The organism is Catellatospora sichuanensis (assembly GCF_007483665.1).
GTDB lineage: Bacteria > Actinomycetota > Actinomycetes > Mycobacteriales > Micromonosporaceae > Catellatospora > Catellatospora sichuanensis.
The window spans coordinates 77,488-98,651 of the sequence record NZ_VIQO01000032.1 but is presented as its reverse complement, the minus strand read 5'-3'; the positions used below and the strand labels follow the sequence as shown (position 1 = coordinate 98,651).

12 protein-coding genes are annotated in these 21,164 nt (G+C 70.5%); 5 read left to right on the top strand and 7 right to left on the bottom strand.

Annotated features, from left to right (window positions below):
• The first annotated feature begins 164 nt into the window (after positions 1-164).
• From FLL47_RS35560 to FLL47_RS35555, 3 genes are all read left to right on the top strand, one after another.
• Positions 165-668: a bifunctional DNA primase/polymerase gene (locus FLL47_RS35560; protein WP_246159084.1), complete on the top strand. Its 504-nt coding sequence runs from the start codon at positions 165-167 to the stop codon at positions 666-668.
• 592 nt (positions 669-1,260) lie between these two features.
• A complete protein-coding gene (locus FLL47_RS45255; protein WP_425457790.1) occupies positions 1,261-1,509 on the top strand; it encodes a DUF3885 domain-containing protein in 249 nt (82 codons plus the stop codon).
• Positions 1,510-1,648: 139 nt separating this feature from the next.
• Positions 1,649-2,452, top strand: coding sequence for a class I SAM-dependent methyltransferase (locus FLL47_RS35555; RefSeq protein ID WP_222106352.1), 804 nt, complete (start codon positions 1,649-1,651; stop codon positions 2,450-2,452).
• Positions 2,453-2,481: 29 nt separating this feature from the next.
• Here FLL47_RS35555 and FLL47_RS35550 read toward each other — a convergent pair whose 3' ends face one another.
• The 6 genes from FLL47_RS35550 to FLL47_RS35525 all read right to left on the bottom strand — a co-directional run bounded on the left by FLL47_RS35550 (position 2,482) and on the right by FLL47_RS35525 (position 13,273).
• Positions 2,482-3,120 (bottom strand): hypothetical protein, encoded by a 639-nt coding sequence (locus tag FLL47_RS35550; protein ID WP_222106351.1) that lies wholly within the window; start codon positions 3,118-3,120, stop codon positions 2,482-2,484.
• A 486-nt stretch (positions 3,121-3,606) separates the two neighbouring features.
• Complete coding sequence (locus FLL47_RS35545; RefSeq protein WP_246159096.1) at positions 3,607-4,371, bottom strand: Imm10 family immunity protein; 765 nt, start codon at positions 4,369-4,371, stop codon at positions 3,607-3,609.
• A gap of 181 nt (positions 4,372-4,552) precedes the next feature.
• Positions 4,553-4,936, bottom strand: coding sequence for a hypothetical protein (locus tag FLL47_RS35540; RefSeq protein ID WP_144127047.1), 384 nt, complete (start codon positions 4,934-4,936; stop codon positions 4,553-4,555).
• Positions 4,926-8,987, bottom strand: a complete 4,062-nt coding sequence (locus tag FLL47_RS35535) for an ALF repeat-containing protein (RefSeq protein ID WP_144127046.1) — start codon at positions 8,985-8,987, stop codon at positions 4,926-4,928. Before FLL47_RS35535 ends, FLL47_RS35540 begins: the two co-directional genes overlap by 11 nt.
• Positions 8,988-9,034: 47 nt before the next feature.
• On the bottom strand, positions 9,035-11,920 hold the full coding sequence (locus FLL47_RS35530; protein WP_186316107.1) for a LamG-like jellyroll fold domain-containing protein: 2,886 nt from the start codon (positions 11,918-11,920) through the stop codon (positions 9,035-9,037).
• A 717-nt stretch (positions 11,921-12,637) separates the two neighbouring features.
• Positions 12,638-13,273, bottom strand: coding sequence for a GNAT family N-acetyltransferase (locus FLL47_RS35525; protein ID WP_246159083.1), 636 nt, complete (start codon positions 13,271-13,273; stop codon positions 12,638-12,640).
• Positions 13,274-13,478: 205 nt separating this feature from the next.
• Between FLL47_RS35525 and FLL47_RS35520 the strand changes: the two genes are divergently transcribed.
• Together FLL47_RS35520 and FLL47_RS35515 are read left to right on the top strand one after the other, a co-directional pair.
• Entirely contained in the window at positions 13,479-17,111 is a 3,633-nt protein-coding gene (locus FLL47_RS35520) for a GTPase (protein ID WP_186316106.1), read from the top strand.
• Entirely contained in the window at positions 17,108-18,955 is a 1,848-nt protein-coding gene (locus FLL47_RS35515; RefSeq protein WP_144127043.1) for a GTPase, read from the top strand. Before FLL47_RS35520 ends, FLL47_RS35515 begins: the two co-directional genes overlap by 4 nt.
• Positions 18,956-19,174: 219 nt before the next feature.
• Here FLL47_RS35515 and FLL47_RS35510 read toward each other — a convergent pair whose 3' ends face one another.
• Positions 19,175-21,085: a tetratricopeptide repeat protein gene (locus tag FLL47_RS35510; RefSeq protein ID WP_186316105.1), complete on the bottom strand. Its 1,911-nt coding sequence runs from the start codon at positions 21,083-21,085 to the stop codon at positions 19,175-19,177.
• Positions 21,086-21,164 lie beyond the last annotated feature (79 nt).

Here is a 21,164-nt window from a genome sequence, read left to right as displayed (position 1 = left end):
CCATCGCCACTGCCCCGCGTCGCGGCCGGGGGGTGACCGGCGATGACACAAGCCTTTGAAGGGACGCCTACGGCGGCTCACCCCTGGTTGACCGCTGCGCTGCGCTACGCCGCCAACGGCTGGCCGGTGTCCATGCTCGGCCGGTCCAAACGGCCCGCAGCGCTATGCCCGCCCTGCGATACGGCGCGCAAGACCAAGACCCCGCACGACCCACAGGCGTGCCCTGCCTAACCTGCCACGGCTTCTACGCGGCCACCACCGACCCGCACCGCATCGCCGCGATGCTGGCCGCCGTACCGCACGGGCTGCTGGCCATCCGCACCGGCGCGCCATCCGGCCTGGTCGTCATCGACGTCGACACCGGCCACGGCGGCATGGCCACACTGTGCAGCCTATCGACGATGTACTTCTCGATATTGCGGTCGTGCCACCCCAGACATTCCAGGTCGCCCTTCCATTCACGGCTTCAGACGGTGTTCCGGGAACCGGGGCGGGACACCTCGAGACGCAGGTGTCCGCTGACGAGTTCGACTTCCACGTCGCTGACGGGAATTCGATCTACGTGGACATTCAGTCGTGCCCGGAGAACAGCACTTACCTCGCTTGGGAACTTCTCAATGCCGCCGGGCAACCGGCGGCCTCGGGTTGGTGCGCCGACCAAAAGGTGAGGGACCTGCAAGCGGGAACATACCGACTGATCATTCGCACGGCGCGAGAACAGGTAGGCGCGTATCAGCTCGCAGTCTCCACCGCGCCTGTCACCCAGACGTTCGATGTCTGTACCGCTCGTCGTGTCGAACGGAAGCCCTGCAGCCGGCGCGGGCCAGCTCGAGACGAAAGCTTCCACGGATGAGTACGTCTTCAGTGTGCTCAATGGCCAGTCGCTCTTCTTCGACGTGCGGGCCTGCCCAAGCAGCTCACTTACCTGGGCGTTGCTGAACCCGGCCGGCCAAGCCGGAAAGGGCCCTTGTCTTCGCACCGTCGGGCTGGCCGGATTCGAACCGACGACCCCTTGACCCCCAGGACGTTGGGTCAAATGCGCTCGCACGTCATGCCCGCTATGCGATCGCTCTTCACGTTCGTCTGAGCAGGCGGCGATTCCTCCCGCGCATGACGTGTGGTCCCCGCCTGGTCCCCGCATTGCCTATCTCCCTGATGCGGTAGGACTACACGATGATCTCCAACCGGCACCCACAGCTACACGCTCTGACCGACCTGTGGGAGCAACAGTGGCCGGAGTGCCCGCCGATGGCGCACTAGCTGCGCTCGCGCTCCCCGGATCGGTGGGTCAGGTTCCACAGCTTGCCCGGTTCCAAGCGCTACCCCGAGAACGAAGGCGAGTACGGCACGGTGCTCAACCGGCATCACACCGTTCTCGACCAACTGGGAGCCGGGCCGGTAGCCCTCGCCATCACCACCGAGTGGACCGACACCGCAGAACTCACACCTCAGCGGTGGCCACGGCGCGCGAGATCGCACCTCGGGCACACCACTGGCGAACTTTCGTAGAGGATCCCGACGAGCCAGAATGACACGTTATTGCGAATTTCCGGCAACGATCGGCAGGCGGGCGAGCTGCAGCGCCCCGACGAGCCAGGCACTGGCAATTGAGTGCCTGCCGTAGGAGCGGCACCCGTACTCTCTCTGGGTGAGCGATAGCAATGACTACGTGAGGCTGCGAGAAACCTTCAACGAGGACGCTGAACGGTATGACCGTGCGCGGCCACGGTACCCGGCACAGATGTTCAATGATCTCGCTGCGGCCGGAGTGGCGCCCGGTGCAAGGGTGTTGGAGATCGGCTGTGGCACTGGGCAGGCGACCGTGCCGCTGGCGGAACGGGGCTACCGGATCGTGGCCGTCGAGTTGGGCGCAGACATGGCTGCTGTGGCTGGGCGAAACCTTGCCGGCTCCGACTCGGTGGAGGTCGTGACGGCAGCGTTCGAGGAGTGGCCCTTGCCTGCGGAACCGTTCGACGTGGTCTTCTCCGCGACGGCGTTTCACTGGATCGATCCGGCCGTGCGGGTGTCGAAGTCTGCTGACGCGTTGCGTCTCGGTGGTCTGCTGGCCACCGTGGGAACCCACCACATCGCCGGCGGCACCTGGACCGAGGCGTTCTTCGTTGAGATTCAGAAGCTTTACGAGCGCTTCGATCCGTCGACCCCACCGGGCCTGCGTCTTGAAGGTGCTCAAGACATTCCGGAGGACGATCGGGAGCTGACCTCGTCGAAGCGGTTCGGGCCTGCGAGCTTCTACCGATACGAGTGGGAGTTGCCGTACTCGACAGCGGACTACCTGGATCTGCTGTTGACCTACTCCGGCCACCGTGCCTTGCCGGACGCGCAGCAGAGCGCATTGCTGAACTCCATCGCGCGGCTCATAGACGTCAACTACGGGGGCCAAGTCGTCAAGCGCTACCTGACTGAGCTGAGGCTCGCCGAGCGTGTCCGGTGAATCGCTTCTATCGGTAGCGGTCGTCGGATTCAGCAGGGTGCACGTGCATTCGGCCGAGTCCTGTTGAACGGCAACGAAGACCCCCGTGCAGTTCGCCTTGTTCGGCTGCACGGGGCGTCCAAGTTTCTGTGGGTCGCGGTGTCGTCACGGAGGCCCCTCCCGGAGGCGCGCAGGGCGGTGAGCGGAATGAAGGCCGTGCGGTTGCCGAGTTCGTTCGGGGTCGGGCCGGACGGAGTCGCGACGTCGGCGCGTCGGTTGGCGAGGGCCGTCAGGGCCTCTCGGTCGCCTTCGAGTGCGGCGCGTTCGTCGTCGGTGAGGTCGAGTTGCTCGAGCGTTCGATCGATCCCGTCTTTGACGGCCAAGAGTTGGCCGGCGTTGGATTGTTTGGGCAGGTAGAAGGAACATTTGGCGCAGGCAAGTCGGTGCGGGCATTTGGCGAAGAAGTCGTAGCTGCAGTAGCCGTCGCCCAGGTCGTAGTACTTCCAGGGCTGTTCGCCGGCGGCGGCCGTGCCGGTGAGGATGGACTCGCGGTCGATCAGGACCTGGATGGTGCGCACGTTGCGGGTGAAGTAGTCGGCCTTGCGGCGGGCGGCGCTCAGGGTGCGTTGCAGGATTTCGCCGTAGTAGCGGGTGCTCGCGGCGTGCTTGTGCCCGAGCCATTGCTGCACCCCAACCGCTGTGGCGGCGGCTCCACGCGCCAGTACATCACCGGTTAGCGTGTGCTCCGGACGCACTCACAGGATCACAGGTGGCAGCATCGGCACGGATGAGCTTTCGAGTGGATGCCAGGGCACAGGACGCCAGGAGATCTGCCGACAACCAGCAGCTTCACCGTGTCGCCGAGTATCGCCGACTCTCTTCAGGTCCCACCGACATTTCACCGACATAACGATCATGGGCCGGGTATCCGACTCAGGATACCCGGCCCACGGCCTGGACTTTCGCTGTCGGGCTGGCCGGATTCGAACCGACGACCCCTTGACCCCCAGGACGGGTGACCAACCGTCTACGCACGTCAAACCCGGTATGCATCGCGAGCGACTGCCTTTTGGAAGCAGGCCGATGCACGAGTGCGCACGACGTGTGGTCCCCGGCTGGTCCCCTCCCGTCGTCACTCAGCTAGACACTCACTTCCTGAGCGTCATGTGGCGTCGTCATCTGGGCATCGGCGGCTCGCGCCGCAAGTCGCCAAACGACGCTCCCCATCGATCCGGTACGACCATGTATGAGAACCGCTGGCCCACGACGTCCGACTCCGCGATGACGAGCAGCTGCGCGAGCTCTCCAACGAACGTGATCGGGGTCCCGTCGTCCACGGCTCCGGTCGACTCGTTGATGAGCTCCACGCGGGCACCGTGCACAGCGGCGACCCGGTAGGTGACACGACCGCGGCGGGCACCCCGCGTCCACGGGGGCGAACGAAACACCGAACGCGCCCGGACCTGTGGCGTCGCGCCTGGCAGCTTGAGCCGCCACGGTCTGCTCCACCCGACGGACGAGGCGAAGACCTGCGCAAGGCCGTCACGCACCGCCGTAGCCTCATCCTGCGTCAGATCGAGAGTCAAGACGAGCCGACGGCTCGGCAGGTCGAGTGCCGTCGCCGCCTTCTTCGTCAGCGTCAGACCGAGGGTCCTGCCCCGCAGCTCCAGCTGCTGAACGCCGCCGTAGGCAGAGGCATGTGTTTCCGTGACGAGGCAGTAGACCTCATCGAAGTCCGGATCAGGCACACGCGCTAACCCGACCTGAAACGCCAGACACCGGCCGCTGCCGTCGGCGTTCTCCGCCAGCCCGACCTCTACGATGTCGGCCTCAAAGTCCCTGTCCACGGCCGCGCTGGTCGCGGTCCACCTCGTGTGCACGTCAGCGTCTCCCGTGTCGCTTGCTCGTCGAACTCGCGCCATGTCATCCAAGCTGATCACCTTCAGCAATCAACGAGGTTCTCAGCGCCCGATCCCGACCACCGGCCAGAGCCGGCGCACGGGCACGCCACCGCCGCTGTTCCGAGCCGTCGCCTTGCACGCCTCTGGACCGAAACCGCCTACCGTCTCCGCGCTGGCCCCGCCGCGCCGCCGACAACGGGTCGACGGCGCGGCTCACGGGTCAGCCAGCCTCCGGACCGGCCAGGGCACTGCTGAACCGCCCGAAGAACGAGGTGTCCAAGTAGGCCCCAGTGTCTTCATGTGACTGCATCACCCCGGCCACCACGAAGCTGCCGAGGTCAGGTTCGAGCGTGAACAGCGTGTACCGGTCCGGGATTTCGCCGAACCGCCGACGGTAGGCCTCCGCTTCCAGCGGGTCGGCGACAGCCGCGCGCAGGCCCCGGTAGGAAGGTCGCAGCAGCATGCGGTCGACGGCACCGAAGTAGAGGTCGATCCGCGACGGCTGCCCGCCCTCCATCGTGCTGCGCAGCAGCAGCCGGCCGTGGCTCGGCGAGTAGGCCCAGACTTTGAACTCCCGCTCCGACCGGAACTCGTCAATCCTCATATCTGGGCCACCATACTCCGTCGGCGTCCTTGTACCAGGTCGGCTCCGGGAGCGCGATCTTCGTGGTGCCGAAGTACCAGTCTATGTTGCGCCATTCGAGGTGGCCGAGCCGGACGTAGAACCCGATCCGGTACATCTCCCACGGCGTCGCGACCCAGTCGTGCTGCAACGTGGAGGCCAGGTATCCGGTCCGGTACGCCTCGACGTAGGCCCGTTGGGCGTCCTCGACGGTTCCGGCGTCCATGAGCCGGAAGCCGTCCATCGCCACCGCGACGTGGTGGTTGTCCCGCAGCGCCTGGTTCACCTCGTGCATCCACAGCGCGTACGGCAGGCCGTTGACGTTGCCGGTGACCTCGGCCAGGTTCGGGTCGTTGTACGTGTAGCCCCTGATCTGCAGGGCCAGCGCCTCGCCGGGGGCGTGGCGGCCGAGGACCAGCCGACAGGCGTCACTGTTGGCCGGCGGCGTCCCGGCAGTCTGCGCCCGGACACCACCCGCCCGAAGGGCCGGCAGCTTGGCGGGCGCCACGGCCAGCGGCGCGCCGCCCGGCGGGCGCAGGCACGACGCGCCACCGTTGATCACCACCCTGACGACGCTGAGCGCCCTCAGCTCGTTCTGCGCGATCCTGGCGTCGCGGGCGGCGATGTAGAGCGCCTTGAGGCTGCGGAAACCGGCGCTGAGCGCCTTGCCCACCCCCGCCAGCAGTAGGCTCTCCAGCGCCAGCTGGCCGAGGTTGGTCAGTGTCTGGAACAGGGACTGATCGCCGTTGACGAGCTTGAAGATGTTGACGCCGATGTCGGCGATGGTCAGCAGGGTGCCTGCCACGGCTCCACAGACCAGGGTCGCTATGCACAATGTGCCCGACACCAGCCCGACCGGGACGGCATACAGCAGGGTGAGGCCGGTGAGGATCTGCTGGGCGAAGATCAGCGGCTGGATCCCCCGGAACTCCGGATCCAGGGTGGAGTGGATGCAGTTCTGGTACGCCTGGCTGGCCTGATCCGGGTAGATCCCGCACAGCGTCGCGTTCGTGTACGCCCGCGTGGCCAGCTCTTTCGGGTCGGCGATGACGTTGGCGACACAGTTGCGGTAGAAGTTGCCCGACGATCCGGTGAGCATCCTCTCCAGCTCGGGGGCCGGGCCGTTGGCGTACTCCGCCTGGCACTTGGCGATCTCCAGGCCCTGAGCCTGCTGGTAGGCGGTGAACGCGGCGTTGGCCGCGTCGACGGCGGCCTGGGCGTCCTGCCCGGCCGCGACCGCCGAGTCGTAGGCCCGCTGAGCGGAGCCGTACGCGTCCTTCGCGGCCTGCATCGCGATGTTCTGAGAGGCGATGGCCCAAGCCGCGGACTTCACGGCGCTGCGCGCCGAGGACGTCGCCCGGGTCGCCGCGCTCCTCGCGGTGGCCACGGCCGCCGTCGCCTTTTCCACCGACTGCGCGGCCGCGGCCACGTACGTCTGCGCCTGCGCCGCGTACGCCGCCGCCCGCTCGGCCGAGTCCAGCGCCTGCTGGGCGTAGTCCGCAGCCTGCGCGGCGTCATGGCGGGCCTCGGCCGCGACGGTCTGCGCGTCCAGGGCGTTCTTCACCGCGGTCTCGGCGGTCTCACTGATCCGCTGGAGCAGACCACCGACGGTCGCCAGGTGGGCGGCGCCCTCGTAGTCCCTTTCGGCCGCGTAGTACTGCCCGGTGTCGAGGAACTCGCGCAGCCCGGCCGGCGGGCCGTCCAACACGATCTGGGCGGCCGCCTTGACCTCCGGACCACCGGCCGCGGCGACCTGGTTCACGCGCACGCGCTGACCGATGGCGGCCGCCGTGTACTGGCCGGTTTCGAGGAAGTCCCGCAACGCCGGCAGCGTCCCGGCGTCCAGCGCCGCCTGGGCGGCCTGAGCCAGCACGACGTCGCCGGCGGCGTTGGCCGCAGCCAGGATCTGGTTGACCTTGAGCCGGTCCTGGGTGTACCGGCCCGGGTAGTTCTGCGTTCTGAGGAACGTCTTGACCGTGGTGTCGTTGCCGTTCAAAGCGGTCATCGCCGCGTTCTTGAACGCCGTGTTGTCGGTGATCGCCAGATTCATCACGGCATACCGGTCGTCCAAGGCGTTCGCCCTGGCCAAACCCGTCCGCACGAACGCCACGACCTGCATGTCGTCACCGGTCAGCGCATCGAGCGCGGCCTGCTGCGTCCACGCGCCCTGGGACCCGGCCAGGGTCAGGGTGACCTTGCGAGCCGCGGCCACCGCGGCCGCGGCCGGCGTAGCCGGGTTCTGCACCAGCGTGACCAGCTGGTTGGTCTCGGCAGAACGCTTCGTCGCCTCCTCGACGTCCCAGTCGGCCCTCTGCCGCTGGAGCTCGTACTGGACACTGGCCGCCTGCGCCGACTCCAGCCCCTCGTCGCGGAACACCGCCAGCCGCGCGGCGTCGGCATCGCGAGCCGCCAGGTAGATGCTCTGGGCCTCGTCGGCTGCATCGACGGCACGCTGCGCCGCAACCGTCGCGGCATTGGCGTACGCCGTGGCCCGGTTGGCCGCCTGGGCGGCCTCGCCGGCATGGTTGGCCGCATCGATCGCGGCGGCAGCCGCCGCATCGGCATCGTTGGCCGCTCGCAGAGCCGCGTCCCGGGCCGCGTACGCCTCAGCCATCGCGACGTTGAGGAACTGCTCGGCCGCGTTCGCCGCACGGATCGCCCGGTCGGCGTTAGCCCGTGCCCGTTGGGCCGCCGCGACCGCCGCCGATGCGTCCGCACCGGCCTGCTGGGCGTACCGGATCGCGTCGTCGTTGGCATCGGCAGCGCGCTTGGCGGCCTCGGCCGCGCCCTTGGCCGCCGCGATCGAGTCGAGTCCGGCCTGGATCGCCTGGCCGGCCGCGCTGGCGGTGGCAGCGAAGTCCCGCGCCTGCTGTGCGACCGCGCTGGCGTTCTGGGCTGCCTGCCGGGCCGCCGAAGCCTTCCCCGCATCCGTGGCCGCATCGGCCGCGGCCTGGTACGCCTTCGACGCGGCCTCGCCGGCCTTCGCAGCCGCGGAAGCGGCGCGCGCAGCAGCCGACGCTGCCGCCCGCGCAGCCCGGCTCGCCGCGGCCGCTGCGTCGACCGCAACCCGGGCCGCCTCCGCCGCCTTGTCGGCCGCAGCCGCCGCCCGCAGCGCGTGAGCAGCCGCTTCAGCGGTGTGCTCCCGCGCCGCCTCCGTCGCCGCCGCCGCCAACTCGGCCGCCTTCTTGGCCGCCTCGGCCGCCTCCTTGGCCCGGGCGCCGTCCTCCTTGGCCCGGCTCGTCTCCTGCGCGGCCAGCTCGCCTGCCGCCTGCGCCTGAGCCAGCAGCTCGGTCAGCGTCGCGACCTCGTCATCGCGCGCCGACGCGACCGCCCAGCCGTACGCCAGGAAACCTTCCATCGCCTCGGGCGTACCGGCGTCCAGCGTCCGCTGCGCCGCAGACCGTACCTGCGGACCTCCCATGGCCAGCGCCTGGTTCACGCGCAGCCGCTGGTCGGTCTGCCACTGCCGCTGCCAGCCCGAGTCGAGGAACGTGCGCATCGCCTCGGGGTCGCCGGCGTCGAGCACGACCTGCGCCGCCTCGCGGACCTGCGGGCCGCCGACCGCGAGGAGCTGGTTCACCGACACCCGCGTGTCGATGTTCGCCGGTCCTTGCCACCCGGTGTTCAGGAAGGTGGCGATCGCGTCGGCATTGCCGGCGTCCGCCGCGGCCAACGCCTGCCGAGCCGCCGCGCGCACCGACGGACCACTGCTCGCGATCACGTTGTCGACCGCGTCGCGGTCATCGGCGCGTTGAGCCTCGCTCAGCCCGGTGGTCAGGAACTCGCGGACCTGATCGTCAGTGCCGATCAGCGCCGCCTCGGCGGCCAGGTGGACCTTGAGCCCACCCAGCCGCCACGCCGACAGCGCCAGCGACCGGTCGGCCGGCACCGGCGGATCTTCGGCGTGCGCCGCGGTCCCCGACAGGAGCCCGGTGACCAGTGTCAGGACCGTGATCGCGGCGATCAGCGCTCGGCGCCGACCGCCGGCCCGACGGCGCGCGCCGCCGATCGCCACAGCGGACAGAGTGTTCATTGCCGTACCCCCATGAGACTGATGCGAAGCGCTGGTGCCGGGCGGCGTCAGGCGCCGGCGAAGTAACCGTTGCTGGACATCGACGCCCAGACCTGAGCTGATCCGGACACGGCGACCTTGACCGCGCCGCCGGTGCCGCCCGGGACGATGGCCAGGTTGCTGATGCCGCCGGTGGTTCGGTAGTTCAGCGTCGACGTGTCCGGCGCAGTCGGGGCATCCGGATACGCCATGAGGTTCCCGCCGACGTCAGCCGAGGCTGTGAGCACGGCGATCAGCACTGCGCCGGTGCCCATGGCCGCCGGTGGGAGCACCGTGGTGCTGCCGGCGGCCGGGATGAACGTGTGCGTGACCGAGGTGTCGAGCAGGCTGACCGACGGGAACGTGTGGTACTTCAGTCCGGCCGTACCGGGCGTGAAATAGCCGAGGACGTCGATGACGACGTGCGTCGACTGGCTGGCGCTGAGCGAGAACTTCCCCGTGGCAGGGTTGACCGGGATGATCGCCATCCCCGCGTACCCGTCGGTGGCCCGGTATTGCAGCCCGGACGCGGCCGGCTTGGCCTGCCCCTGCTCCCAGGTGGTGATGAACCCGGCGGCCGAGGCTGACACGGTCGTCACGTTGGCCACGACTGCGGTGATCCCGTTGGGGACGGTCACCGATCCGGTTGCCAGCCCGGTGACCTTGTAGTCCCGGGTGGCGCCGGCCGCGATCAGGCCGCTGTGACCGCCTGCACCGGTCCGGCTGTCGGCGAACCGCTTCGGGCCGAACGGCGTGTACGAACTCGCGCCGGTGCCGCTGTCGGTGGTGAAGTAGCCGCTCACATCGGCGATGAGCTGCGTGCTCGTGTCCACGGGCGGGATGGGTTTATACGGCGACGGATTGACCGGCGAGATGTTGATGTACCCGTTGCTGCCGACCGGCACGATCGCGTAACCCGAGGTGACCGCCCCGGCGGCATACACCATCGTCGTGGCGTACGGCCTCGGGGTGAGGTCAGGCCACGCCTTGATCCAGCCGCGGTCGGCCGGGGCGACGGCCGCCAGGTTCAGCGCCACGGCCGTGACGCCGGTGGCCGGGATGCCGTTGACCCCCGCGATCTGCAACCGGACGACGGTGTTGCGGGCGACTGCGCCGGCAGGAGCGCCGATGCCGGTGCGGGTGTCCAGGAAGCGGGTCGGCGCGGCCAGCCGCTGGTAGTAGGCACCCGATGTGGCCGCCGGTGCGGGCTCGACCAGCCGGTTCCACGTCCGGACGGTCGAGACACGGCCGGCGAAGAAGTTGCCGACCGATCCGTTCGCGCGACTGGCACCGACCCGGAACGCACCGGACGACGCGATCGGCGCGGTGGCCTGGTGGCCGGCGGCGACCTCGACACCGTTCACGTACAGCTTCATGACCTGGTCGGTGCTGCTGTACGTGGCGGTCAGGTGGGTCCACTTGCCGATCTCGACGGTGCCGGTCCCCGAGCTGATGCCGAACAGGCCGAACGGCTCGTTGCCGTTGTGGATGCCGAACATCCACGACCGCGCGGAACCACCACTGGCGTAGAGGTCGAAGATCCGACCGTTTCCGCCGTCCTGGGACAGCACCGACCCGGTGGCGGTGGTCGGCTTGACCCAGGCCGAAACCGTGAACGAGCCCTCCGTGGCGACGGCCGGGTCGCTGGTCGCCAGCGATCCCGACGTGCCGTTGAGGTCGACCGCCGGGCTGAAGGTGTCGCCGGTGCTCCAGGTCGCCCCCGCAGTGGCGGTCAGCGGCCGGCCGGTTCCGGCGTACACCACGTCGGCGGAGGCGGTCACCGCCTCGCCCGCCATGCCGGGCGCGTCGGCCAGGCTCCAGGTGTGGTCGGCGTCGGCCGTCGTCACGGCGGTGAACCACGTCGCCAGGCCGTCGGTACGGGCGGCCGTGACGGCACTGCCGGCACCGGTGGTCTCAAAGCAGCCGGCCTGCCCGGCCCGGCTGAGAATGGCAGCGACACTGCCGCCCACGATGATCGGTGCGCCCGCCATCCCCTTACACACCAGAGGTCCGGAGGCGGCCATCAGGGTCGTCGCCGAGCCCGACCCGAAAGTGATCTGGGCCGTCTGCTGCGCGTCGGTCAACCAGCCGGTGGCAGTGTGCCCATAGCCGACCGCCGGCACGGGCAGGCCGACCGGCGCAACCGCCGCCGCCAGCCCGACCGGCGTCACGTCGACGATCGGCGCCGCCAGGCGAGCCAGGGTCACATCACGGCCCGCGCGGGGGCTCAGCCAGTTCACGCCCACCGGGGCATGGCCCGGGAACACGACCGTCGCGGCCTCGACCGGCACACCCTCGGTCAGCGCCGGTGCCAACGGGTCCGCGGCGAAGCACCCCGCCGCGCCCAGCACCCATCGCGGCGCGACGAGAGTGACGGTGCACATGCGCTCGCGTGTGGTGAGCTTGCCGACGGCCGCCTGCGCTCCGGTCACCGGGGCCAGGCCCGCGCCCGCACGCAACTGGAGCAGCATGGTCGGTGCCGCGTTCGGGTCCGCACCCAGGCCGACCGGCGTACTGCCGTCCGGGTCGACTGTCACGGTGATCTGCTCGTCGTCGTCGTCGACCAGTTCCGCGGTGACCTCATGGCCGGTGCCCGTGCGCTGCCCGTCGCCGCGGATCTCGTACACGCCCGGAACCATGAGGCTCAGCCAGCCGCCCGGCGCGGTCACCTGAAAGCAGACCCGGCCGATCCCGTCCGCGCCGATCGTCTCATCGGTCGTGTGTACCTTCAGCAGGCCGATGTCGCCGACCGGGGGCGTCGCGCAGTCGGCCAGGACAATGTGCCCGTCCCCGGCGATCAGGCGGACGTTCTGCTCTGCCAGGATCTGCGCGGCCCCGGGATACGCCCCGTCGTCCACCAGGGATGGGACGGGGACCGGATCCGCATACGCCGGACCGACACCGCCGAAGGTCAAGAAGGAAACCGCCACTGCGGCGGCGCTGACAAAGCCCGTTAAACGGAACATGGACACCATGAACCGCACTCCCCCGTGTTGGTGCTCCAATCAGGATCATGAGTAGTGACCCTGCGCGCGGAACGTAACGCCCGCCCTCGCACCCGTCAAGGGGGTCTCAGCATGTACCGGCCGCAAACCCGCCATCGAGCTGGCCATATGAATTTTTCGATGCTGAACGGGACGGAGTGGTAGCTGAGTGCCGCCGGCCGCCGACGATTCGAACACCGACACCGCAGCGCCAGCAGTTCGACCGCGCCATCGGGCGCTACGAGCGCCGTCGGCGATGATGCGCCTTCACCCGATGGATGGACGACCGTTCCTCAGCTGCTCGCCGGCCTAGCGCCCAGGCTCGACAAAGGCCTCGACGATCTCTCAACTGCCAGCAGTCCGGCAGCGGTTCCCGAAACCGTAGGTGCGTCGAGGCCGGGGACCCACCGGACCGACCCGCAAGGTGGTTGCATTCCGTCGGGTCTTGGGGCAGCCACTTGTAACGGAGCAATTTAGTTGGCCGCTGTGCAAGTCAGATGGTCGCCGAGCCGTCTTCTCAATCGGCACGGTTGACAAGAGCATTCTGGACAGTCTGATCGCCGAATATCCGGATGGCGCCGTCCCGACTTCTTCCCGTGCTGCGGGCCGGATTGGGCGTGTTCGCACCCGCCGCCACAGTCGTCAAGATCATGCCGCGTGAGTGAAGCTCGTGATCTTTGAGCGCAATTGCCAGCCGAGACCCTCGTAGAGCGCACGTCCTTCCTCTGTCCCGTGGAGTGCGGCGGTCACAGCCCCTTGGTCTATGGCTGCCACTGCTAGTGCGTTCATCACCGCTGTGCCCAAGCCACGGCGCTGATGTGCGGGATCGGTGGCGACACGATCCACGACGGCGACACCGTCCACCACGGCGGTGTATCCAGCCGCGGCGACCTCGCCCTCGGAATGTACGCGCACGTTGATGACGCCAGCGTCGATCGTGGTGCTGAGGTCATAGCCGGCGGGGACGCTCGACGGGATCTGCCGAAGCGTGGTCGTCATGATTGGCTCTGGCGGCGTGCTTTGCCAGGCTGGCCCGAGCAGGGCGGCTACCGCGTCCTCGGCGGCGACAACGATGATCACACCGTGCGGAGCGCTCGCGTCCTTCGCCGCGCTGCGCACCGCGTCGAGGTCGTCGCGAAACACCAGACAGCGGGCGCGGGTCTTCGGCCGGACCTCGTCGATCCGCAGACCCCAGGTGGTCTCGATGGGCACGGAGTTGCGCCTGACTGCGGACAAACCCTTTGCCCAGCTGCGGAGCACGTCTGTTTCTTCATGCGAGATCATCCGCACGAGAGTACTCGTAGGTCAGAGGGCCGCCACCCGTCCATCTGAAGCAAGCGCCACGCATACCGGCCACCGCCGCAGGGCACCTTCGCCGCAGAGGCGCGTCCTGTGTCGCACCGGTCGGGGACACTGGACCGTCCTCTGGAAACGTTTGGTCGAGCATGCGTCATCGAGTGCGGGTATGGAGTGTGGTGGCGGTGAACGCATGACGGAGATGCCGACGACCCCTGGCGCGGCATCCACGCCCGACAGCGGAGCGGAGTTCCAGCGGGCCTGCGCCGCGGCGGTGGCGCAGAGCCGTCCGGTCGCGGCCGCGCTGCGCGAGCTGGTCGCGCGGCTGGACGCCGAGCTGTCGGCGGGCGCGGCGCCGGACGAGGCCGGGCGACTGGCCGCGAAAGCGGCCGCCGCGCTGCGTACCATGGTCACCGACCAGCTCGCCGAGATCGACACGTTCAACGTGGTCTTCTTCGGCCGCACCGGGGCCGGCAAGAGCACCCTGATCACGGCGCTGGGTCGTGGCGACGGCACGCTCATCTCCCCGGGCGACAACGACTTCACCACGGAGGTCGGGGCGCTGCTCTGGCAGGGCAGCAGGCTGGTCGACACCCCCGGCACCGGCGGCTGGGGCCGCACCGTCGACGCCGCGGAGCTGCACGAACGAGCCCGCGCCGCGGTGCGCACCGCCGATCTGGTGCTGCTGTGCTTCGACGACACCGTCACCCAGATCACCGAGTTCGCGGAGATCTCCCGGTGGGTGGCCGAGTTCGGCAAACAGGCCATCGCGGTGCTCAACGTCAAGAACGCGCTGTGGCGCCAGCCGCCGCGGGTGCCCGATCCGGCGTTTCGCCGCCAGCTGTCCGACGCGGTGGCGCAGTCTGCGCTGTGGCTGCAGGGCCAGCTGTCCGAGATCGGGCTGCCCGAGGTGCCGATCGTCGCGATCAACAGCAGGCGGGCGGCCTTCGCCCGCCTGCCCGAGGACTACGACGGCTACGACGCGGTGACCTTCCGCAAGCACCGCCGTGACTACGGCGTCGCCAACCTCATGGCCTGGTCGCACGTGGACGTGCTGGAGCGGTTGATGGCCAGGGCGATCACCACCGACGCGGTCGGTCTGCGGCTCGGCTCGCTGCGGCGGCAGCTGGTGTCGCAGGCATCCGACGGGGCGCGCGAGCTCACCGACCTGGCCGCCGACCTGCGGGCCCGCGCGGTGGTGGTGGAGCAGGCCCTGGCCAAGGTGCTGTGGCTGTTCGGCGACTACCGGCACCTGTACTACGCGGCGGGTCAGCAGGAGGTTCCCCCGGCCACCGGGCAGGTGCTGACCGACCTGGTGGAGTTGCAGCGGCGCAGCGACCAGACCGTCTTCGCCGACGGCCCCGGGGTGGTCGTCGACTACGTGGCCAACCTGATGACCTCCCATTTCGGGCCGCTGGAGCGGGTCGCGCTACGCCGGGCCGAGGTGCTGGTCGACGACGCCTTCGCACGCAACCGGGTCATCGACGATGACGAATTCGCCGGCGCCGTCTTCGCCCAGCACGAGGTCGAAGCAGCCGTCCAGGCGGTCGCGGCGGCGTTCACCGCCCACCTGCGCCACCGCCTCGACGCCGTCGAGGCCGACCTGCACGTCAGCATGCCCGCGGCCGGCGCCTCATTCGACGGCAGCGCAGGCAAGGGCCTGCGGATGGGCGGCAACTTCGTGCGGTACGGCTCGGCGATGGCCGCCGCGGGCACCGTGGTGTTCCCACCGATGGCCGTGGTCGGCATCATCGGCGACATCATCGGCCGCCGGGTCCGCAAGAAGGGCCTGATCCGCAAGCGCGAGACGCGGGCGGCGGCGCTGGCCCAGGCCCGGCTGGCGGTGCGCGGCTACTTCGCCCAGCTGTCGCAGCAGGTCCGGGCGCGGCTGCTGCGCATCGCGTTCGACCAGGTGGTGGCCGCCAGCAGCGACCTGGTCCGGTCGGCGCTGGCGCTGCGCGAGCAGGAGCACCGGGCGGTGCGGCACGCCGCGTTGCTCACCGCGGCGTGTGACGAGATCGGGCCCACCGCGCTGGGCCGCGACGCGGTGTCGGCGGCGGTGGCCTCGATCGAGGCGGAGTACGCCGCCACGGGCCGTCCCGGCCGCCGGGTGTGGCTGGGCGACGACTGGGTCGACGAGACGCCCGCAGCCGTGGCCGTCGACGCGTCCGCCGGACGGCCGTTCCCGGCCGAGCACCGGGTCGCGGCGGCCCGGGTGGCGCAGACCGTACGCCGCGCCCGCCCGGTGGCGGCCGGGGCGGCGCAGCGATGGCTGCACACGTGGACGGCCAACGGGCACGACCCGGCGGCCGATCCGGCGGCCGAGGCGGCGCTGGCCCAGCTGCGTACGCTGCTCGCCGAGCAGGCGCCCCGGGTGGCGGTGGTCGGCGACCGGGGCACCGGCAAGACGGCGCTGATCCGGCGGATGGTGTCGCTGACGGGCGCGCCGGTGGCGGTGGAGACCGGCCCGACCACCCGGGTGCGGCACTATCCGTGGGAAGGGGTGACGCTGGTCGACACGCCGCCGCTGGGCGATCCGGGCACCGCCGAGGCGCTGCACGACGCGGCGTTCATCTGGTACATGCTCAGCCCGAACCTCACCGCCACCCCCCATCTGCGCGCCGTGATCGGCGGTGATCCGGCGCACGGCGTCCTGCCCCGCGCCGACCGGGTGATCTTCGTGATCGGGCACGCCGACGTGATGGGGGCCGACCCGGTCGAGTCGCCGGAGGAGTTCGTGCGGCGGTGCCGCCGCAAGGAGGCCGAGCTGCTGGCCGAGCTGCACCGGCTGCAGGGCCCGCAGGATCGGCTCATCGGCGCGGTGCAGGTGGTCAGCCTGGCCCCGGACCCGGTGGCGGGGATCGGGCAGCCCGCCGACTGGGACGGCACCGAGGACTTCTGCGACGGCTGGCGCTCGTCGCGGGCCTGGCTGCTGCCGTCCGCGGTGGACGCCGGGGTCCTGCTGGGCGCGGTGAGCCGGCTCAGCGGCCTGGCCGAGGACGCGCGGGCGGCGCACGCCGAGGTCGAACAGGAGCTGGACAGCCTGCGCATGCTGCAGGCCGACCTGCGGCTGCGCCTGGAGAACGCCGTCGCGCTGCGGTCGGCGGCCACCGACCGGCTCGACTGGATCATCACCGGCGCGGTCCGCGCCCACCTGGACCAGTGGGACGCCGCGACCGAAAAGGAGGAGCAGGCCGCCATCGCCCAGCAGATCCTGCGCCTGCATGAGCGGCCTGACCTGCAGGCGTACGTCGACGAGTGGGCCGCAGCCGTACAGCGGCAGGTGGACCACTGGGCGCAGGACATGGCCACCTACGAGGCGGTGGCGACGATCCCGCACCAGCGCGACCCGAACGTGCGCCTGCAGGCCCGGTTCCTGCAGCGCGCCACCGACTCGTCACTGCTCGGCCGGACCGGTAGCGCGGTGTCGGCGCTGTCGAGGCTCAAGACGGTGGGCCGGCTCGCCGGTGAGGGCAGCACAGTCGCCGCGCGGTTCATCCGGGTCGCCCCGTTCGTGCCGCTGATCGCCACGACCGCCGAAGACCTGCTGTCGGCCCGTTCCCGCAAGCGCCGCGAGGGCGAGCGCGAGCAGGACGAGGCGAGGCTGTTCGACGACGCCCGGCGGTGGGTAGCGCAACTGGTGCAGGCACATCCCGGACTGTCGTGGCTGTTGACCCAGGGTGGTTTGCTCGACCAGGCGATCGACGAGGCCACCGAGCGGCTGCGGGTGGGCGCCTGGCAGGTCGAAGCGCTCGGCGCGAGGCTGAGCCGGTACGAGGACGCGCGGATTCTGGCGCTGGGGCTACTTGGAGGAGAGAACGCATGAGTACGCGATGGGTGCAGCGCCTGCGCGAGGCGATCGAGGCCGCCGCCGGGCCGCAGAGCGCCGCCGACACCGACAGTGCGTGGCGTCAGGTCGCCGACTCCGACGCGCTGCGGGTGACCCTGGTGGGGCCGTGGAGCGCCGGCAAGTCGAGCCTGATCAAGCGGCTGCTGGTGGAGGACGCAAGCCCGGTCCCGCAGTGGCTGACCGTCAGCGCCTCCCGGGAGACCTATGAGATCCGCGAAGCCCGCTCGACGGGAGTGACCTACGTGGACACGCCGGGGTTGGGCAGTGACGAGCGGCGGCACGACCTGTTGGCGCTGTCCTCGGTCGCGGCGACGGACCTGCTGGTGGTCACGGTGACACCGCAGCTGCTGGGCACCGACGTCGACCGGCTGGCGGCGCTGGTGGACGGGACGGCGATCACCCCGTACGGCGGCGGGTTCTTCCCTGCGGGGGCGCTGGTGGTGGTCATCAGCAAGGCCGACATGGCCGGGGTAGACCCGGTCGACGACCTCGACGGCTTCCGGGCGATGGTCGAGCGCAAGCGGGCCGCGGTGGTGACGGCGTTGCAGCGGCACGTGCGCGGCGAGCTGCCGCCGGTCATCGCGGTGGTCGCCGACCTGGGCGGGCAGCACGCGCGCAACCCGCAGCCGGACGCGGCGGCGTTCGCCGAGGGCCGGGAGTGGGACGGCGTGGCGCAGCTGCGCGCGGCGCTGGACGCCGGGCAGGTGCCGCGGCTGCGGGCGGCCGCGCAGCTGCGGCACTGGGCCCGAGCCGGTGCGGTCGCGCTCGACCAGGCCACGGCGGCGCTGGCGCAGTCGCAGGACCAGCTCCGCAGGATGCAGGCGGACCGGTCCCAGGTGCTGGTGCTGGAAGAGGAGCTGGCGGCTATCGACGCGTCGGCGGCGAGCCGGCTGCGTGACGACATCCGCGACGAGATGCACAACGTGATCATGCAGAGCGACGTGGAGTCGAACGAGCAGCTCGCCGAGCAGATCAGCGAGCGGCTGAACTCCTGCGTCGCGGTCTGGCACGCCGAGTCCACCAGCAAGCTGGTCGCGCTGGCCCGGCGCGCCCAGATCGAGCTGACGCCCGCGGGGGCCGGCTCCGGGAGCCAGGTGGTGGGCACGCACGTCGAGCAGTTCGTCAAAAGAGTCGGCGCGCCGACCGCGGGCCGGTTCGACGCCCAGCTCAACGAGTTCGTGGCCAAGGGTCTGCTGGTGGCCGACAAGATGCAGGAGCTGCGGCTGGGCATCAAGAGCTCCGACGTGCCGCATCACCTCACCGAATACCAGTCCCTGGTGGACCGGATCCACCCCGACGTGTACGCCCGTACGCTGTCGCTGCTGGGCATCGACGGGGTGCTCACCAACCCGCAGTACGCGCAGGACGTGGCGAGCCTGCAGAAGCACGAGGGCGTGGCCGACCTGATCTCCTACCTGCGCAAGCCGGGGGGCATCACCAGCCCCGCCCACGCGGAGAAGCTGAAGAACACCGCGCACACGCTGCGGATCGCCGCGGACGTGGCGCCGGTGCTGCTGGAGCTGCTGCATATGCAGCAGCAGGAGCGGGCGTCGCAGCACCTGCGGGACAGGCGGGCTCAGCTGCAGGTACAGGCCGACGGGGCGGCGGCGCGGCAGGCGGAGCAGATCCTGGGCGACGGGCCACAGCGCACCGGCTGGCGCGGCCAGGTGGCTGAGTTGCGGACGGCGCTGCGGGCCGGGGCTGCGGACGACGAGGCGCTCGACCGGGCCGCGCAGCAGATCTCGACGTTGACCGCTGCCCGCGACAGTCTGGACACGGTGCTGCGTGAGCTGGCCGCCGCGAGGAGCGTCGAGGACTGATCCCGGGTCGGTCGCCGGGTCCCGCACCGGTTCAGGTGCGGGACCCGGCCCGTACCTGGCGCTTGCTGACCGCGCGGGCCGGACGCCCTAACCCTTCCCGGCTGGCTCACGGCGCAGCAGCGTACCGATACGCCGGTAACCTGGAGCACTTGGGCGGCCAGGCCGCTCGCGTCACGACCGGTGAGGCGCACACCGGTCGTGACGTGTTGGTCGTGGTGCTCACAACGCGGCCGCCGCCGCGCGTGCCCGGCGGGCACGGCGATGCCGTCCACAGGCGTCGTAGGCGACGGCGAGGCGTCGCAGCACCACGCCTTCGCCGTCGCGATCGCCGAGACTGCGGCAGATCTCGATCGACTCACGGAAAGCGTCAGCGGCAAGGCGGTGGCGGCCGCAGGCCAGGTGCGCGTCACCGATGTTGTGCAGCGTCACCGCCTGTTTCTGGCGGTCACCGCCCGCTCGCGCGGCGGCCAAGGCCCGCAGGTACAGCGTCAGCGCCTGCTCCGGGCTGCCGGCGGTCGAGTGGATCCAGCCCAGCGCGTTGAGCTGGTCGGCGGTGTCGCCGACCGGTAGACCGGTCGCTTCGGCGGCGAATGCGAGCGCCTGCTCTGGCCGCCCGGTGACCGCGTGGACGCGGGCAAGGAGCATGAGCGCGGCGAACCGCAGCTCCATCGACGTAGCGAGGTCGACCGCGCGGCGTGCCTGCGTCTCGACTTGCTCGTAGTCGCCGAGCCTGTAGCGGCCTTCGGCTGACGCGAACCGCAGCCTGGCCTCAGCCCCGGGGCTCGGTGCCACGTCCAGGGCGGCTTCGGCCACTGCCGCCAGCACATCCCAGCGGCCGAGCAGCCGCAGGGAGCCTTCGACGCTTTCGGTCAGCCGGTCGGCCTCGTCGGCGAATCCGTCGGCGGCGGCCCTGTGCACCAGGAGCACGCGCAGCTCGAAGTCCGCCGGAGCGTTCAGGGCGTGCGCAAGAAGGCGGCCCAGGGCCGCCCGCTGTCGCGCCGGCTGGTCGTCGGCCGCAAGCGTGGCGGCGTACTGGCGAAGCAGGTCGTGGCACGTGTAGCGGTGCAGCGCGATCTCGTCGATCAGGCTGGCGCGGACCAGCTCGGCCAGCTGCGCGCTGGCATCCGCACCGGCCAGCGCCGACAGCTCCGCCGCGGTGGCGACGGACGCGGGATGCAGGTGCATCAGCCGGAAGAGCCGCGCGGCGGCAGGGCTCAGCGCCCGGTACGACCACGACAGGACGGCACGCAGGTCGGTCGCCGGTTCGTCGCCGCGCAACGTCGCCAGCCGCAGATCCTCGGCCAGCGCCGACGGGCTGAGTGCCGGGCGGGCAGCGGCTTTGGCGGCGACGATCGCGAGCGCGAGAGGCAGGCCCTGACAGCCGCGGACGATCCCGTCCACGGCGGACCGGTCCGCGGTAAGCCAGGACGGTCCCAGCCTGCGGGCTAGCAGGCGTCGGCCTTCGTCGGCGTTCAGCAGACCCATGGTGAGGATCGGAGCGGCCTCCACCGCGGTCAGTCCGCTGAGCTGATGGCGGCTGGTGACTATGAGGAAACTCCCGCGCGCCCCGGGAACCAGCGGCCGGACCTGCGCGGCGTCGCGGGCGTTGTCCGCGACGATCAGTACTCGCCGCTGTGCGGCGATGGTGCGCAACAACGCGGTTCGGGCGTCGAGGCCGTCGGGTAGGTCCTCGGGTGCGGTTCCCAGCGCGGCCAGTGCGGCATCGACCGCCTCCGCGGGTGTCAGCGGCGGCGCTGTCGGGTCGAATCCGCGGAGGTTGAGATAGAGCTGCCCACCGGGGAACCGTCCGGCGGCCCGGTGTCCCCAGTAAACGGCGAGGGTGGTCTTGCCGACCCCCGCTGTCCCAGCGAGCACGCACGCCGTGCCGGAAGCCGGCATTCGGTCCAGGCGGGCCAGTTCGCCGTCGCGGCCGATGAGATCTGGTGGGCAGGCGGGCAACTGGCGCGGCACCGGCGCGATGTTCGGAAGTGTCGCCTCCGGCCGCCACAAGGTCTCCAGCACGATCCAGCCCGTGCCGAACACCAGCAGGCCCGCGAACGCCGGCCACGCCCAGCCCTGGGTGACGACGTTGGTCAGCAGCCCGGTCGACAACGCCAGGGTTGTTGACACACCTGCTCGCAGGCCGCGCCTCACCCTGACTGTCATCGATGTGACGTTAGCAGGGCTGTACCACCGGCCCCGGTGACTC